At 71.2% G+C, this 16874-nt stretch carries 11 protein-coding genes; 9 read left to right on the top strand and 2 right to left on the bottom strand.

The genetic code is table 11. From position 1 onward, the window contains the following. The first annotated feature begins 6 nt into the window (after positions 1–6). Complete coding sequence (locus RN729_RS07015; RefSeq protein WP_310783092.1) at positions 7–2571, top strand: hypothetical protein; 2565 nt, start codon at positions 7–9, stop codon at positions 2569–2571. On the opposite strand, the gene RN729_RS07010 is transcribed toward RN729_RS07015, so the two are convergent. Further along, complete coding sequence (locus RN729_RS07010) at positions 2568–3290, bottom strand: hypothetical protein (protein ID WP_310783090.1); 723 nt, start codon at positions 3288–3290, stop codon at positions 2568–2570. The genes RN729_RS07015 and RN729_RS07010 overlap by 4 nt on opposite strands. A gap of 161 nt (positions 3291–3451) precedes the next feature. Here RN729_RS07010 and RN729_RS07005 point away from each other — a divergent pair, with 161 nt between their 5' ends. The 5 genes from RN729_RS07005 to RN729_RS06985 are packed head-to-tail and all read left to right on the top strand — an operon-like array spanning position 3452 to position 10754. Then, complete coding sequence (locus RN729_RS07005; RefSeq protein ID WP_310783088.1) at positions 3452–5680, top strand: hypothetical protein; 2229 nt, start codon at positions 3452–3454, stop codon at positions 5678–5680. Between the two features lie 20 nt (positions 5681–5700). Next, entirely contained in the window at positions 5701–6843 is a 1143-nt protein-coding gene (locus RN729_RS07000; protein WP_310783086.1) for an ABC transporter ATP-binding protein, read from the top strand. After that, positions 6840–8162 carry a sugar ABC transporter substrate-binding protein gene (locus RN729_RS06995; RefSeq protein WP_310783084.1) on the top strand — a complete coding sequence of 441 codons (1323 nt, stop codon included), beginning with the start codon at positions 6840–6842 and terminating at the stop codon, positions 8160–8162. The genes RN729_RS07000 and RN729_RS06995 overlap by 4 nt, the downstream gene beginning before the upstream one ends. Further along, the gene (locus RN729_RS06990; protein WP_310783082.1) at positions 8156–9943 is read left to right on the top strand and encodes an ABC transporter permease subunit; all 1788 of its coding nucleotides are present in this window, start codon (positions 8156–8158) and stop codon (positions 9941–9943) included. Before RN729_RS06995 ends, RN729_RS06990 begins: the two co-directional genes overlap by 7 nt. Further along, a complete protein-coding gene (locus tag RN729_RS06985) occupies positions 9936–10754 on the top strand; it encodes a carbohydrate ABC transporter permease (protein ID WP_310783080.1) in 819 nt (272 codons plus the stop codon). Before RN729_RS06990 ends, RN729_RS06985 begins: the two co-directional genes overlap by 8 nt. Here the strand turns inward: RN729_RS06985 and cysK are convergent. Beyond that, complete coding sequence (gene cysK / locus RN729_RS06980) at positions 10751–11680, bottom strand: cysteine synthase A (protein ID WP_310783078.1); 930 nt, start codon at positions 11678–11680, stop codon at positions 10751–10753. The genes RN729_RS06985 and cysK overlap by 4 nt on opposite strands. Positions 11681–11979: 299 nt before the next feature. On the opposite strand from cysK, the gene RN729_RS06975 reads away from it, so the two are divergent. The 3 genes from RN729_RS06975 to RN729_RS06965 all read left to right on the top strand — a co-directional run. Beyond that, positions 11980–13965, top strand: coding sequence for a trehalase family glycosidase (locus RN729_RS06975; protein WP_310783076.1), 1986 nt, complete (start codon positions 11980–11982; stop codon positions 13963–13965). Beyond that, a complete protein-coding gene (gene galK / locus RN729_RS06970) occupies positions 13962–16172 on the top strand; it encodes a galactokinase (protein ID WP_310783074.1) in 2211 nt (736 codons plus the stop codon). Before RN729_RS06975 ends, galK begins: the two co-directional genes overlap by 4 nt. Continuing rightward, the coding region (locus tag RN729_RS06965) for a DUF5107 domain-containing protein (RefSeq protein ID WP_310783072.1) at positions 16160–16874 on the top strand (715 nt) is incomplete at its 3' end. The genes galK and RN729_RS06965, both read left to right, overlap by 13 nt.

Genomic DNA, 16874 nt, shown 5'->3' with positions numbered 1-16874 from the left:
GCGTTCGTGATCCTCACGGCCGCCGCGTGCGGCGACGAAGCCACGGCGCCGCCAACGGCAACTCCCAACCGCCGGCCAACGCCGACGAGCACGATCCCGCCACAGGAACTGGCGGCCGGCGACACGCTCACGGTGGACGCGGGGGCCTATTTCACGGATCCGGACGGGGACGCCCTGACGTTCTCGGCCGAGACCTCCGATGCCGGCGTCGCCTCCGTCTCGCTGTCGGACGCCACCGTCATCGTCGTCGGGGTCGCGCCGGGAGAGGCGCGGGTCACGATCCGGGCCCGCGATCCCGGGGCGCTGCAGGGCCGGCTTGAGTTCGGGGTCCTCGTGCCCGAGCTCGTGACGGCGGACCACGTCGTGCTCCAGGCGTTCTACGAAGCGACGGGCGGCGAAGGCTGGACCCACGACGACAACTGGCTGACGGGCCGGCCGCTCGACACTTGGTACGGCGTGAGCGTGGACGACGACGGCCGGGTGACGGATCTCGACCTCGAATTCAACGGGCTCCGCGGACATCTCCCCCCGGAGCTCGGAGACCTCGACCGGCTCCATACCCTCACGCTGTCACGAAACGAACTCGCGGGGGGCATCCCGGCGGAGTTCGGGCGACTGCCGATCCTCCTGGAGCTACACCTTCACGACAACCGTTTCGATGGCGAGATCCCGCCGTGGCTCGGCGACTTCAGCTACCTGGACCAACTGGACCTCAGCCGCAACGGATTCGAGGGGCCGATCCCGGCCGCGCTGGGTAACCTCAGCGATATGCGTCTGCTGGATCTGAGCGAAAACGATCTCACGGGACCGATGCCGCCCGAACTGGGGGGCCTCACGGCGCTCGAGGTCCTGCTGTTCATGCGCAATGACCTTGAGGGACCGGTGCCGGAGACGTTCGGGCGCCTGGCGGCGCTGCGCTTCCTGAACCTGTCCGACAATGCCGGGCTGTCCGGCCCGCTGCCCGTCGAGCTGACGTCGATCCGGGGGTTGGTCCAACTTCACCTGGGAGGCTCGGCGCTCTGCGCGCCCGCCGAACCCGCCTTCCGGGACTGGCTGGAGCGTCTCTACAGGTACCGGGTCGCCACGTGCGGGCAGGATGCGTCGATCGTCCTCACGCAGGCCGTACAGTCATCGGAGTTTCCCGTGCCGCTCGTCGCCGGCGATTCCGCGCTCCTGCGCGTGTTTCTGACGGCCCCCGGGGGCGCATCCGTCGATTTCCCGGCGGTCCGGGCCCGGTTCTACCTGCAGGGCGCCGAAATCCATGTCGCCGACCTTCCCGCACAGTCGAATCCCGTGCCGACGGCGATCGAGGAAGGCGATCTCGCCGCCTCCGCGAATGTCGTGATCCCCGGGCGGGTCGTGCAGCCCGGGCTCGAGGTCGTCGTCGAGACGGATCCCGGCGGCACGCTCGATCCCGCGCTGGGACTCACGCGGCGCATTCCCGACACAGGCCGGCGCGCCGTCGACGTCCGGACGATGCCCACGTTCAATCTCACGGTGATTCCGTTCGTGCTGACGTCAGACCCGGACGCCTCGATCGTGAGCTACGTGAACAGTCTGACTCCGGACCACGAACTCTTCTGGGACACGCATACGCTTCTCCCGATCGGAGACATGACGATCACGGCGCACGAGCCCGTGATGGTATCCACCAACAACCAGAACGCACTCCTGGGCTACACGGCGGCGATACGTGCGTCGGAGGAGGGGACCGGGCATTACATGGGCACGATGACGAACAGCGATGGCGGAGGCGTGGCCTACGTCGGCGGGTTCGCCAGCGTCTCCAGTCATGATCGAGCCGACATCGTCGCACACGAATTCGGGCATAACATGAGCCTCAGCCACGCCCCCTGCAGCGCGGTCAACCCCGATCCGTGGTATCCAGGGGGGACCGGGCACATCGGTGCCTGGGGATACGATTTTCGCGACGGCGGGCAACTCGTTCCGCCGGACAGGGCCGACATCATGGGATACTGCGATCCGCACTGGATCGGGGACTATCACTTCTACAACGCGATGCGCTTCCGCACCCGCACCGAGCCGCTCGAATCCAGGCCGAGCCCGGCAGCCGGCGGCGATGCCCGCTCGCTGCTCCTCTGGGGCGGCGTGAGCGAAGAAGGCGTTCCCTACCTGGAGCCCGCATTCCTTCTCGACGCTCCGTCGTCCTCGCCGGTGGGCGGCGGCGACTATCGCATCCGCGGCCGGAACGCGTCGGGTGAAGAACTGTTCGCGCTGAGTTTCGACATGTGGCGGATCGCCGACGCGAACGGAGGCTCGGGTTTCGCCTTCTCGGTTCCCGTCCGGTCGGCGTGGGCGGGCGAGTTGGCGAGTCTCACGCTCTCCGGGCCCGCCGGGTCCTTCACGCTCGATGGGGAGAGCAGCGAGAGCGGCCTCGTCGCGGCCGCCGCCATCGCGCGCGACCCTGCGACCCGGCAGGTGCGCGCGATGCTGCGGGATCCGTCGCCCGGCGGACTGGCCGGGGCGGTGGAGGAGCTACTGGCCGTGGATCCCGCCCTGGAGGTGCTCGTCAGCCGCGGGATCCCCGACCCCGCCGACCGGGACCGCTAGCCCCCTTCGCGGTCGCGCAGGTCGGACAGGGCGTCGGTGTCGATCGCGTCTCGAAGCTCGTGGAGTTCGTCGATCGTCACGTCCCGTGCGTCCAGCACGACGACGAAGCGACTCTCGACGAACCAGGTGAACTCCGCGCGGCCGCGTTCGCCGCTCGTGCGACGGAACTCCTCCATGGCCGGATAGCCCTCGTACTCGATCGTGCGCGCCCACCCCCGGTCGCTCTCCTCGTCGACCGAGAGATCGAGCCAATCCAGGAAGCCCTCCGACCCGATCACCGGCATCGCACCGATGTCGGCAATGGAGACCTCGACCTCGGCCCCGTTCCTCCCCTCGTACTCGGCTTCGGCCACGGACATGTGGAACCCCATCGCGCCGCCCGTCGCCCCCTCGCGCGAGGTCCGTCTCAGGCCCCCCGCCCGCTCGGGCAGAAAGTCGTAGAACTCGCGGAAGTGGATCGGCTGATCGACCAGCGTTTCACCGCCCAGTTCCTCGGCGAAGTCGGACAGGTGCTCGCCGATCTCCTCCACCGCGTCGGTGACGCTCGCGGCAATGTCGTCGGCGGCATCGCGAAGGTCTTCCCGCACTTCCTCCGCTTCGTCCCGCGACTCGCTGTCGCCCACGAAGATGCAACCCGTCGACGTGAGGCCGCAGAAGAGGGCGCCCGCGAGGGCGATCCGCCGCGAGGGGCGGCCGAGAGAGCGACGATTCCAGGACATCTCTTTCCTCCAGACGCTGAACGCATGGTTTTTCGGGGGCCTGTGCGCGTCTACGCGCCTGGCCGGCGGGAAGTGTCAGACCGCTGCCGAGAGGCGTCGCGCGGCGGTGCCGGACGCGTCGGGCCGTTGACCGGCGCGGCATGCGGTTTGATGCTGTTCCGATGAACGCCCCCTCCTCCCGTCCCGCCGCTTCCCCTCGGGCTCGCATCGCGGCGCTGGAGCGCGACGACAAGTGGTTCCTGGGCGGCCTGGACGGCGTGGTGTGGGCGCCGCCGTTCCCGCGGTGGCTGCACCGGCCGGGGTTCTGGGATCCGGTCCACCTTCTGCAGCACGAGGTCGGCCCGGCGTTCTCGGTGGCTCTCGTGCGCCCCGACGGAGCCGAACACCCGCTCCGAAGAAGCGCCGGCGGCCCGGGCGGCCGCGAGCCGACGCCACGCCGGTGGCGACCCGGGTGGCTCGTCGCCACGTGGTCGGACGGGCGCGGCCTCATCTTCGAGGAGCGCCGCCAGGTGCTGCCGGGCGGAGTCCTGGAATCGTCGTGGCACATCCCGGCCGAACTCGAGGGCCATGTCGTCGGCTTCACCGCGCAGCCGGCGGACGCGACGGACGGGGTGGAGCCTACGACGGACGGGGTGGGCTGGACGCGGACCGTTTCGGACCGGCGCGGGGAGGAACTGGTCCTGCGCATGGAACTCGCCGGCTCCGCTCCACCCGCCTGGCGGCGCGTCGTCCCATCGGAAGGTCGCGGGACGCCCGAATGGGGACATTCGCCCTTCGCGGAAGGTGTCGGTGCCCCGGGGAGCGCGAACTCCGACCCGGGAGAACACCGCCCCGGATGGATCTGGATCGCCGTCGCGCTTCCGCTCGAAGGAGTCGACGACGGCGGGCCTCCGACGTTCCGTCTGACCCTCCGGCTCCGGGACAACGAAGCCCGGGGCCCCGCTCCGGCGTGCGGGACGGCTTCCGCGTGGGAGTCCTTCTTCGGCGATTTCCCGCGTTTCGAGAGCGGCGACCCGTATCTCGACCGCTATTTCGACTATCGCATCTACGGCCTCGGTCTGAACCGCATCGAGGGTCGATGGGGCCCGGTGCGGCATCCCGCGATCGCCGAGGGCCCGGAGTACTTCCACGTGCCGATCGCCTACAGCGCGCAGTGCCACATGATGGAGATGCGCTGGCGGAAGGGCGGGCGCGAGGCGTGGGGCTCGCTCCTGAACTTCGTCGACAACCGGAAGCCCGACGGCTCCTTCCACGGACGCCTCTATCCCGAGCGTCTCGAGGGCACCGACTTCTACCACGCGAACTGGGGTGACGCGCTGCTCGCGGTCGACGACATGCACCCGGATGCGGCGGCGCGGGCCCGCTGCTACGAGGGGCTGTCGCGCTACGCGCGCTGGCTGACGGCGGAGCGCGACCCCGAGGCGTCGGGCATGTTCACCGTCACGAACCACTTCGAGACGGGACAGGAATACATGTCGCGCTACATGGCCGTGGACGGGGAGGCCGACGTGGCGGGGTGGCGTCCCCGGCTTCGCCTCAAGGGGATCGACGTCACCGTATACGCGCACCAGTTGTTTCGCGCCCTCGCCTCCGTGGCGCACCGCCTGGAGCGGCCGGGGGACGAAGCTGAGTGGCATGGGCTTGCGGACCGCTGCTGGAAGGCGATCGACGAACGCATGTGGTCGACGACGGCCGGGCTGTTCACCGACGTGGACGGGCGCACCGGCGAGCGCACGGGCGTGAAGGCGGCGGTGGGGTTCTATCCGCTGCTCACCAGCCGGGTGGGCGAGGCCCGCCTGAACGCCCTGCTCGACCACCTCGAGGATCCCCGGACGTTCGGCACGCGCTTCCCGCTGCCTTCGTCGAGCGTGGACGATCCGCGATTCTCCGCGGAGGGCATCTGGCGGGGGAAGCGCCGCAACTGCCCGTGGAACGGACGGGTCTGGCCGATGACGACGAGCCATGTGATCGAGGGGCTGCTGCGTTGCTGGCGCGGCGGGAGCGCGCGGGCCGGCGCGCTGGCGGCGGACATGCTCCACCGGTTCGCGCGCATGATGTTCACCGACGGCGATCCCTCGCGCCCCAACTGCTTCGAACACTACCACCCGCATACGGGGCGTGCGTGCCACTTCCGCGGCATCGACGACTACCAGCACTCGTGGATCCTCGATCTGCTGGCGCGTGGCTTCGCGGGACTCCACGTGGATGCGTCGGGCATCGAGGTCCGGCCGCTGCCGAACGGTCCCGCCCGCGTGTCGCTGGGACCCGTCGTCGCGAGGGGGCGCACCGTGTGCGTGGACGTGGAACCGGGCCAGGTGACGGCCACGGTGGACGGGGAGCGGCTGGAAGGGCCTCGCGGCGAGGCGCTGCGCGTTCCGTGGGCTCCGTGAGCCGTGCATCGCAGGGCTCCGTGAGTCGCGCCCCGCAGGGCGTCGAACTGCGCGGCGTGGAGAAGCGGTATGGCGAGGTCGTGGCCGTGCGGTCGCTCGATCTCGAGGTCCGGCCCGGGGAGCTGATGGTTCTTGTCGGCCCGTCCGGGTGCGGCAAGAGCACGCTGCTGCGACTCATCGCCGGCCTCGTCGAACCCACCGCGGGAGAGGTGTGGATCGGGGGACGGCGGGTGGACGACGTCGAACCGGGGGCCCGCGACGTGGCGATGGTGTTCCAGAGCTACGCCCTCTACCCGCACATGACGGTGGCCGGGAATCTGGGCTTCGGCTTGCGCGTGCGCGGGACTCCGCGAGCCGGGATCGAGCGGCGCGTCGCGGAGGCCGCGGCCGCACTCGGGCTCGCCGAACTGCTGTCGCGGCGGCCCGGCGAGCTGTCCGGGGGACAGCGTCAGCGGGTGGCCCTGGGACGGGCGATGGTCCGCGATCCGGGCGTGTTCCTCTTCGACGAGCCGCTCTCGAACCTCGACGCGGAGTTGAGGCTGCGGACCCGTGACGAGATCGCCGCCCTGCACCGGCGCCTCGGCACGACGATGATCTTCGTGACGCACGACCAGGTGGAAGCCCTGTCGCTGGGTCAGCGAGTCGCGGTCATGGATCGGGGCCGGCTCCACCAGGTGGGCACGCCGGAGGAGGTCTATCGTCGGCCGGCCAACCTGTTCGTCGCCGGGTTCGTGGGGTCGCCGCCCATCAACCGGATCGCCCTGGCCCGGGACGATGCGGGGCGCCTCGCGGGCGGCCCGTTCACGCTCCGGGCGCCGTCGGGGGTCGACCGGGCTACGCTCGGCGTGCGGCCGGAGGATCTGGCGGTCGCGAGGACGAGGGAGGGCGATGGCGACGGGCCCGGCGGGAATCGCGATTCGGGCGGGGCGACCGGCTTCCGGGCCATCGTGCTCCGTGTCGAGGCGCTGGGGAGCGAGCAGCGCGTCCACCTGGACGGCCCCGGCGACGCGGCCTGGGTGGCGCGCGCGCCCCCCACCCTGCGCGTCGACCCCGGCGACCGCGTGAGCGTCTCGGTCGCATGGGAGCGCAGCCACCTGTTCGGTCCGGACGGCCGCCGCGAGGAGGCCGCGCCGCGGCCCATGAACCTGCCGGCCTCGCGATGACGGACTCGCCGCCGCCCACGCGCCGGCCCCTTCGCGCTCCCACCGGCGGTGCCCCGGCCGTCGTCTTCGCCGTCGTCTCCACGGCGACCGCCTGCGCCCCCGACGGGTCCGACACCGCCCTGCGCGTAACCCTCTGGGCCGGAGGCCATGAACTCGAGATCGAGCGGCAGGTCGCGGACCGCTACGAAGCCCTGCACCCCGGCGTGCGGGTCGTGCTCGAGTCCGCACCCAACGGGTACGAGGAGCGGCTGCTGACCTCGATCGCGGCGGGGCGCCCACCCGACGTCTACCTCATGGATTCGCCCGACATCCCCACCTTCGTGGAGCGCGGGCTGGCGCTGGACCTCGCGCCATACCAGGAGGCGCTCGGCTTTCGGCCGGACAGCGTGTTCGGGCAGGTAGCGGACGCGTTTCGCCGGGGCACTTCCATGTTCGCGCTGCCGAAGGATTTCACGCCGATGGTCCTGTACGCGAACCGGAGCGTGCTCGCCGCCGCGGGCGTCGAGCACCTCCTGCCGCCGGCCGGTTGGACCTGGGTGGACTTCCGGCGCGTCGCGGAGGCGGTCGTGGCGGACACCGACGGGGATGGACGGAACGACGTGTTCGGGTTCGACTTCCCGCGCAACCTGTACCAGTGGGTTCCGTTCGTGTGGTCGGCGGGCGGCGACATCCTCGGGCCCGACGGGGGCCGCGCGGCAGGGTACCTGGACGGGCCGGAAGCGCTGGAGGCGTACCGCTTCCTGACGGCGCTGGCGGAGGACGGCCTCACTCCGGGCGCGCAGTTCGTCCAGCAGGGAGACCCCGCACGGGAAGCGCGCTTCGCATCGGGGGGACAGGCGTTCCTCCTCTCGGGCCACTGGACGCTCCCCGTGTTCCGCGACCTGGTGGAGGCGGGCGCGCTGGACCTGGCCATCGTCCCCATTCCGCACCATCCCTCGCGGACGGCGGCGACGAGCGTGCTCTACGCCTCGGGGTGGGCCGTGCCGCCCAACGCGGCGAACCTGCGACGCGCCATCGACCTCGCGGGTTTCCTCGCCTCGCCCGAGGCGCAGCGCATCCGGGCGCGGTCGGGACTCGCCATTCCGTCGCGGATCGATGTGGCGGCGGAGATCGCCGCGGCGGACGGCACCGGAGTCGAGGACGCGTTCATTGCGCTCGTGGGTGGCGCGCGCATGACCTGGGGCGCGCGGGTGCGCGACTTCTCCCGCATCGAGGCGCTGGCGGTGGAGATCATGGACCGCCGCCTGGTGCGCGGAGAGCCTCTCGCGTCGAGCGCCTCGGACGTGGCCCGCCGCATCGACGCGGAGTTCGAATGGTAAGCGGGACCCGGCAGTCGGTTCTCGCGGCCCTCACCGCCGTCATCCTCGTGAGCGGCCTCGGGTTGGTCCTGGCCGTCGCCATCGGGCGGGTGGAGGGCGCACGGGTCGACGCGGCGGGAGCCGAGGCGGGCATGGCGGCCGCGCTGTGGGAAGAGGGGGGCGGCGGCCGAGCCGTTGCCGGACTGCTCGGCGAGCGGGCGGCGATCCTCGGCTCGGGCGACGGAGGCGGCCGGGCCGGGGCCTATGCCTATGAGCCCGGCGCGCTCGACCCCGCCGCCTGGATCGCGGTCGCGCCGCGCCGGACAGGCGGCCCATGGGCGGCCTTCCCTCGTGCCGCCACGGCCATCGCGCTCGCGGGGATGGCGCTCATCGGCGGCTGGGCCGCGAGACGCCGCCGCAGATCGACCGTCCCGCGCTACCCGACCGGCGTCGCGCTCCTATCCATCGGCTGCGTCGCCCTGACGGCGGTCGCGGGGGGGAGGTGGGCGGACGGCGAACTCCGCGCGCTGAGCGCCTCCACCGTAGCTCAGGGCGCGCGGGCCGTGGAACTCGCCATGGCGACCGGCGCGGATCCGGTCCACGCCGCGCGGGTCGCCCACCTCTCCTGGGCCCAGGACCGCTCGCTGGGGGTTGCGGACGCGCAGTGGACGATGCCGCCCGCCGTCGCGGCGGAGATCGCCGCGCGGCCCGACCGAGGCGCCGCGCTGCCCGCCGACACGCCCGCGGGCGCGCCGTACACCGTGGAAGCGGACGGTGCCACCTGGCACGCGGCTCGCACCGCCGATGTCCACCTCGCCTTCCTCGGGTACGAACGCACCGCCTCGCCCGCTCTCGCGCTGGCCGCGGCCGCCGCGCTCGCCGCCCTCCTCGTGGCGCTGGCGCTCCACCTCGCGCAGCTCGCGCCCCGCCCCCGCGCCCTGCGCCGAACGCTGGCGGCGTGGGGCCTCCTCGCCCCCGCCGCAGCCCTCATCCTCGCGTTCACCCTCGGGCCGCTCCTCTTCTCCCTGTGGATTTCGCTGCACGAATGGCGCCTCATCGACCCCGCGCCGCTCTTCCTCGGACTCGACAACTACGCGACGCTGCTCGGGGACGGCGAATGGTGGTCGGCGATCGGGAACACGGCGCTGTTCACCCTGCACGTGCCCGCCGCGATGGCCATCGCCCTCGCCCTGGCGCTCCTCACCCGCGGATCGCGCCGCGCCATGCGCTGGGCTCGGCTCGCCCTCTTCCTGCCCGGCATCACGAGCGTGGCGGCGATCGCGGTGGTGTGGAAGTGGCTGCTGAGCGACCGGTACGGACTACTGAACCGCGGTCTGGAGCGCGCCGGACTCGAGTCCGTCCCCTGGCTCACGTCATCCGACACCGCGCTCGTCAGCCTGATGATGATCGGCATCTGGATGGTCGTGGGCTATCAGATGGTTATTTTTCAAGCAGGCCTCGCCGCCATCCCGCGCGACTGGTACGACGCGGCCCGGGTCGACGGCGCGGGGCCGTGGCAACGCTTCCGCCACGTCACCCTGCCCGGCCTGCGCCACACCCTGTTCTTCGTGCTCGTCACGTCCGTCATCGGCTCCTTCCAGGTGTTCGGACTCGTCTACGTGATGACGGAAGGCGGCCCGCTGGGCGCCACGGACGTCGCCGTCTACCACATCTACCGCGAGGCGTGGGAGTTCCTGCAGTTCGGCAACGCGGCGGCGATGAGCTGGATGCTGTTCGCGGTCGTGTTCGTCGCCACCTGGCTGCACTTCCGCTTCCTCGACACACGCCGGACCCATGCCTGAGCGCACCCTCCCCCGGACGGCGCGCGGACTCCTGCTCGCCGCGGCGTGCCTCGTCATGGCGGCGCCCTTCGCGTGGATGGGCCTGACGAGCCTCATGGGACAGCTCGATGTCTTCGCCGGCGGGGGCCTCCTGCCTCGGTCGCCGCGGTGGTCGAACTATCCCGAGGCGCTCACGGTCCAGCCCTTCGGCCGCTACTTCCTGAACTCGCTCGTGTTCGCGACGGCGGTGGCGGCGGGCCAGGTCGCGACCTCGGCCATGGCCGGGTACGCCTTCGCGCGCCTCGAATTTCCCGGGCGGGACGGGCTCTTCATGCTCTTCCTGTCGACGATGATGGTGCCCGCAGTCGTCGTTCTCATCCCCCGCTTCCTCATGATCGAGGCCCTCGGCTGGATCGACACCTACCAGGGGCTCGTCTCCACGGAACTCGTCTCGGTGTGGGGGATCTTCCTCATGCGACAGTACTTTCGGACGGTGCCCAGGGAACTGGAGGACGCGGCGCGCGTGGACGGGGCCGGACGCGTGCGCATCTTCTGGAGCGTCGCCCTGCCCCTCGCGAAGCCCGCCGTGGCCACACTCGCGCTGTTCGCGTTCGTCGACGCGTGGAAGAACCTGCTGTGGCCGCTCCTCGTCACCCGCTCCATGGAGATGCGGGTCGTCGAGGTGGGGATCGCCGCCTTCCATTCGACCTACGAGATCAACTGGCCCTACCAGATGGCGGCCGGCGTCGCCGCCGTCCTGCCCATCGCGCTCCTGTTCCTCTTCACCCAGCGGTACTTCGTGCGCGGGATCCAACTGGAAGGGATTCGCTAGCGGGCCACGGTCTCCGGCGGATCCTCGGGCGAATACAGTACGGTACTCAGGTAGCGGGCGCCGTCGTCGGGCGAGATGGCGGCGACCCGGTGGCCGGGGCCGATCTCGCGTGCGATCTGAAGCGCCGCGTAGATGATGCCGCCGCTGCTCATTCCGAGAAAAAGCCCCTCTTCCCGGGCCAGGCGCCGGCCCAGCGGGAACGCGTCCTCCTCGTAGACGGTGATTACGCGGTCGAGGATCGTGCGCTCCAGATTCTCGGGGATGAAGCCCGGTCCCATTCCCTGGAACTGGTGCTGGCCGCGTTCACCGCCCGAGATGACCGGCGAGCGAGCCGGTTCGACGGCTACGACCTGGATGTTCGGATCCTGTTCCTTGAGGAATCGCCCGGTGCCGCTGATGGTCCCGCCCGTCCCGGAGCCATATACGAACACGTCGATGCGTCCCTTCATGTCGGTCCAGAGTTCCGGTCCGGTCGTCTGGTAGTGGACGCGCGGGTTTGCGGGATTGGAAAACTGGTCGGGATAGTAGGCGCCGGATTCCCGGGAGATGCGTTCGGCTTCCTCGCGCGCGGCCAGCATGCGCCGTTCCGGGTCGGTCAGCACCAATTCGGCGCCGTACGCACCGAGAGTGCGCTTGCGCTCCGCGCTCATCGACGACGGCATGCAGAGGATGAGCCTGTACCCGCGCCAGGCGGCGATCTGGGCGAGGCCGATGCCGGTGTTGCCGGAGGTGGGCTCGACGATAGTGCCGCCGGGCTCGAGCAATCCCTGCGTCTCGGCGTCGTCGACCATGGCGCGCGCGGTCCGGTCCTTGATCGAGCCGGCCGGATTCATCCCCTCCAGCTTGATCCAGACCTCCGCCATGCCCGGCTCAACGACGCGGCGGAGGCGAAGCGTCGGAGTATATCCGATCAGCGCGTCGATCATCGCGGCTCTGCGCGGTTGTCGCCTGTTCCGACGCCGCGCTGTCGGGGTCCGGGTAGTTGCCGTCCTGGTCGGTGGCGTCCGGTCCTGCTGACCGTCTGGCGCATATACGCATAATGGCGCCGGCCGGCGTGCCGTGCCAATCCGATCAGTCTGCGGAGGCCGGCGCGGGCTGAGACTCGCCGAGCGTGACGGCCGCCCTGCCAACCCTCGAGTCCTTGCGGCCGTCGCCCCTCGGGACGGCCAGCCATAGACTGGCAGGCCATGAACTCCGCCCAACCGAGCACGCGGATCGGACCGGCATGATGCGGGTCGGGGCGCTCGACGCGCGCCGCTGGGCCGGGCTCGTGTTCGCGGCCGGACCCGGCGACGGGGTTGGACTCCGCCTCATCTTCACCACCCCCGACGGAGAGCGCCGGGACCTGGAGGACTGGTACTGGATGGTCTCCCGCGTCGGTCCCCACGCACCTGATGGATGCTACGCGCGGATGGAGTTCGATCTCGCTGCCGAGCCTTCGCCCGCTTCCCGCCCCGTGGAGGGTACGCTCATCCTGGAATGGTCGCGCCGCGAGGGTGCCGTGGCCCTGCGGGCGGTGGCGGGGGTGCCGGGCCGGGTGGAGTTGGTGGCCGACGATCCATGGGGATGGAAGACACGATGGGAGGAAGGGCCCGACGGCTGGCGGGCGGGGCTTGGAAGCACGGAGATCGCTGCCGCCTTCGCGCCTCGGGCGAGGGAACGCGTGGCCGCCGTCGTCGCCTGGGAGCCGAGGAGCGCGCCGGGGCCGCGGTCCCGGCCGGGAGCCAGCCTGGACCGCGCCCAACAGCTCCTTCCCGAATTGGACCGCTGGATCGACGACGCGCGCACCGACTGGGACCGCCGCCGTCCACGTGGGTCGGGGGCCGCGGAAGGACTCGTCGAGGCCGTCACGGACAACCTGATGTGGACCGTCCTCCTCCAGCCGGAAACCGGACGCCTGTACGCACCGGCCGGCCGCCGCTGGATCTTCCCAAAGCCGAGGGACGAGACACCGACGGAGAGTACGCCGAATCCCGACGACTGGACGGTCTTCGGGTGGGATTCCTTTTTCAACGCCCTCGCGCTCGCCACCGCGTCGGGGCGTCTGGCCTGGGACGCTCTCCTCGCGGGGCTCGAATCGCGCTACCCGAACGGGAACGTGCCCAACTGGAGGAGCCGCCTCGGCGGCACGCCCGACCGCTCGCAGCCCCCGGTCGGGTCGTTCGCGGCCCTGAAGCTGCACCTCGCCTGCCCCGATGCGGACGCTTTGGCCGCCGCATGGCCGGGACTCCGCGCGTGGAACGACTGGTGGGTGGCCGACAAGGGCGGGCGCCCCCGCCGCGAGGGGCTCACGCGCGGACTGTTCGCGTGGGGTTCGGATACCGCCCTGGTCCCGGAGCGCGGGCGGCTCCCGGAATGGGAAGTCGGCGCGAGCGGCCACCAGCGGGCGGCGTGGGAATCGGGCCAGGACGACCTCCCGCTGTGGGACGACGTGGAATGGGATCCGGGGCGGGAAGTCCTCGCCATGTCCGCCGTCGATCTGTGCAGCTACCGCGCCCTGGATCTCGAGTGCCTGTCGCGGATCGCGCGCATCTTCGGCGACCCGGCGGAGGCGGCTCGGCTGGATGATGAGCGCCGCCGCATCGTCGCGGCGATGAACCGCGTGCTGTGGTCCGACGCCGCCGGGCTCTACCTCGACGAACTGCCTGGCAGCCACTCGACGCGCGTAGCGGCATCGAACTTCCTTCCCCTGATCGCCGGCGTGCCGTCGGCGCGGCAGGCGCGGCGCATGGTGGACGTGCTGCGCGATCCCGCGCGCTTCCGGGGAGAGTGGGTGCTGCCCACGATTTCGCGCGACGACCCCGCGTTCGACGACCAGCAGTACTGGCGCGGCTCCATCTGGCCGCCCATGAATTACCTCGTGCTGCAGGGACTGCGGCGCTACGGATTCGACGAATTCGCCAGCGAGCTGGCGTGGAAAGGGGCGCTCATGTTTCTCGCCGACCGCCGGCGCACGGGGTTCTGCCGCGAGAACTTCGACGCACGCAGCGGCCGGGGGCGGGGCCGGCGCTTCCAGAGTTGGGGGCCGCTGTTCGCGCTGGGCGCGATCGAGGAGTTCGTCGACACCTGTCCATGGCGCGGATTGCGCACCGGCTCCCGGCTGCCCGCGTTCGTCGCTCGCGGGGATGCCGCCGTCGACGGCGCCGTCCGGGCGCGCGTTGAAGGGCTCCGCATCGCGGGCGAGGCGCGAACGGTCGAGTTGTCCCGATGAGCGGGGCCGTTTCGATCGACGGGGCGAGACAGGGCGACCGGCCGGAGCGGCCGACGCTGGTGATCCTCGCCGCCGGGCGATCCACGCGGTTCGGCCGCGCCAAGCAACTCGAACCGGTGGGGCCGGGCGGCGCGTCGCTGATCGAATATGCCGTGTACGACGCCGTGCGCGCGGGGTTCGGGCGTTTCGTGCTCGTGGTTCGCGAGAGTCAACAGGATGAGTTCGAGGCGAGCCTGACTCCGCTGCGGGCTGCAGGGCTCTCGCTCTCCTTCGCCTGCCAGCGTCTCGTTGACGCGGACCTCGTCCCCCTCCCGCCGCCCGGTCGCGTCCGGCCCTGGGGCACGGGATTTGCCGTGCTGGCCGCGGCAGCCGCTCTGCCCCGCCAGACCCCGTTCGCCGTCTGCAACGCGGACGACTTCTACGGGCGGGTCGCCTACGAGCGCCTGGCGCACGCGCTCGCGGCTCCGCCCGCGGGCATCCGCGCCTTCGCGGCGACCTCGCCCCTGGCCGACACTCTGTCGGCCCACGGTGGCGTGTCGCGCGGCCTGTGCGAACCGGGGCCCGACGGCACACTACTCCACATGACCGAGGGCCTGGATCTGCGCCTCGACGGCGTCGCGGCGCGGGCGGGCGACGACGCGGAATCCCCGGCCACCCCGCCCGGCGTCATCGGGCGCACCGCCTCGGGCGCGGCAGTCCGGGTGGACGCGGACAGTCCGGCGTGCATGGGCCTGTGGGGATTCTTCCCCGTGATCCTGCCCCTGCTCGAGGAGCGCTTCCGAGACTTCCTCGCGGAGTCCCCGGGGATCGAGGACGAATTCTACCTGTCGGAAGCCGTCGGCAATCTGGCCGCCGCCGAACGGACGCGCTGCGGCCTCGTGCCCGTGGGGCCGGGGTGGATGGGGGTCACCTTCCCCGAAGACCGCGAGCGCGTCGCCGACTCGCTCCGAAGACTGACCGAGGCCGGCGCGTATCCCGTCGATCTCTGGACGCCGCACGTGCGCCCGGAGCCGCTCCGCGCGGCGCAGGCGTCACTCTTCGGTCCGCCGCAGGCGCCGCCCGGCGGGATCGCGACTGCTCCGGGGCGCATCAACCTGATCGGAGAGCACATCGACTACAACGGCCTGCCCGTGCTGCCGATGGCTCTCGACCGACACGTCCACCTCGACTTCGAGGCGGCCGGGCAGGCGACGGTCGAACTCGAAGGCGACTCCGCCCACGGTTCGTTCGCCTTCCGGCTGGACCGCACGATCGAATCCGCACCCCGGGGACACTGGTCGAACTATGTGAGGGCCGCGGCCAGGGGGTTGCTGGACCACGGTGTGGGATTGAAACGAGGCATCCGCGGCACGGTTACGGGCACCCTGCCGGAGGCGGAGGGGTTGTCGTCCTCATCCGCACTCGTAGTGGCGTCCGCGCTGGCCCTGCTGCACGCCAACGAAGCGGAGGTGGAGGCGCTGGAACTCGCGGCGCTCCTCGCCCGCGCCGAGCGTTACGTCGGGGTGCAGGGCGGCGGCATGGATCAGGCGGTGTCTCTCTGCGGAAAGGAAGGGCACGCGCTGCGGATCGACTTCGGGCCGCTGCGCGTGACGCCGCTGCCGGTACCGGAAGGATGGCGGTGGGTGGTCGCCTCGTCGTTGACGCGCGCGGAGAAGGCGGGCGCGGTACGCGGGTTGTACAACGAGCGGCGGGCCCAGTGCGCGGAGGCCCTCGAACGGGTTGGCCGGACATCCTGGCCGGAGGTGGTGGAAGCCGACGAGGACGAGTTCGCATCCATCCTGGCCCGGGCCGGGAAATCCTTGCCCCTCACGTTGTCGAGGCGCTTTCGTCATGTGGCCACGGAGGGTCGCCGGGTGATCGAGGCCGAGCGCGCGCTTCGCAGCGAGAACCTGGCCGCCTTCGGCCGGTTGATGAACGCATCGCACGCAAGCCTGCGCGATGACTTCAGCGTGAGCACGCAGGCACTCGACAAGATCGTGGGCGTGGCTCTCGACGCGGGCGCGGCCGGCGCGCGGCTCACGGGAGCGGGATTCGGCGGCTGCGCGGTCGCGCTCTGCCGCGCGAACCGGGCGAAGAGCGTGATCGAAGCACTGATCGATCGTTTCTACGCCCCCCGCGGAGGGGTCGACCGCCGGGCACTGTTCGTCGCCGACGCCGCCGACGGCGCTACCGTAACGAGCGGAGGAGGTGTCACTTGTCGCGATTGACTTCGCGGAGTTCGCGGGTCGCCGCGCTGACCTCGGCTGCCGCGTGTGCCGCGCTGGCCGCCGCTTCGTGCGATACCGCCGGACCGCGTGCGCGGATCTCCGAGGAGGTGCGCGTCCTCGATACGTACCCGTTTTCGGATCCGAACCCCGTGCCGGTGCTCGCCACCGACCGCCGGCTCTACCCCTACCACACGTTCGAGGGGTACGCGGCGACGTCGGAGCCCCGGGAATGGAAGGTCGTGAGGATGGAGAACGACCTCGTCGAGGTCTTCGTCCTTCCCGAGGTGGGTGGCAAGGTGTGGGGGGCCGTGGTGAAGGAGACGGGCCACGAGTTCATCTATCGGAACGAAGTGATGAAGTTCCGGGACATCGCGCTGCGCGGGCCGTGGACCTCGGGCGGCCTCGAGTTCAACTTCGGCGTCATCGGGCACACGCCGGCCACGGCCACGCCCGTCGACTATCTCATGCGGGAGAACGCGGACGGGAGCGTAAGCACGATCGTCGGCGCCACGGACCTCCCGGCGCGGACGCCGTGGCGGGTCGAGATCCGCCTTCCGCCGGACCGGGCCGCCTTCGAGACGCGCGTTCTGTGGTACAACCCGACCCCGCTGGAGCAGCCCTACTACAACTGGATGACGGCGGCGGCCTTCGCCCGGGACGACCTCGAACTGTTCGTGCCGGGGGACGCCTACCTGGAGCACT

Source organism: Candidatus Palauibacter polyketidifaciens (genome assembly GCF_947581785.1).
Taxonomy (GTDB): domain Bacteria; phylum Gemmatimonadota; class Gemmatimonadetes; order Palauibacterales; family Palauibacteraceae; genus Palauibacter; species Palauibacter polyketidifaciens.
This window is presented reverse-complemented; position numbering and strand designations above follow the sequence as displayed.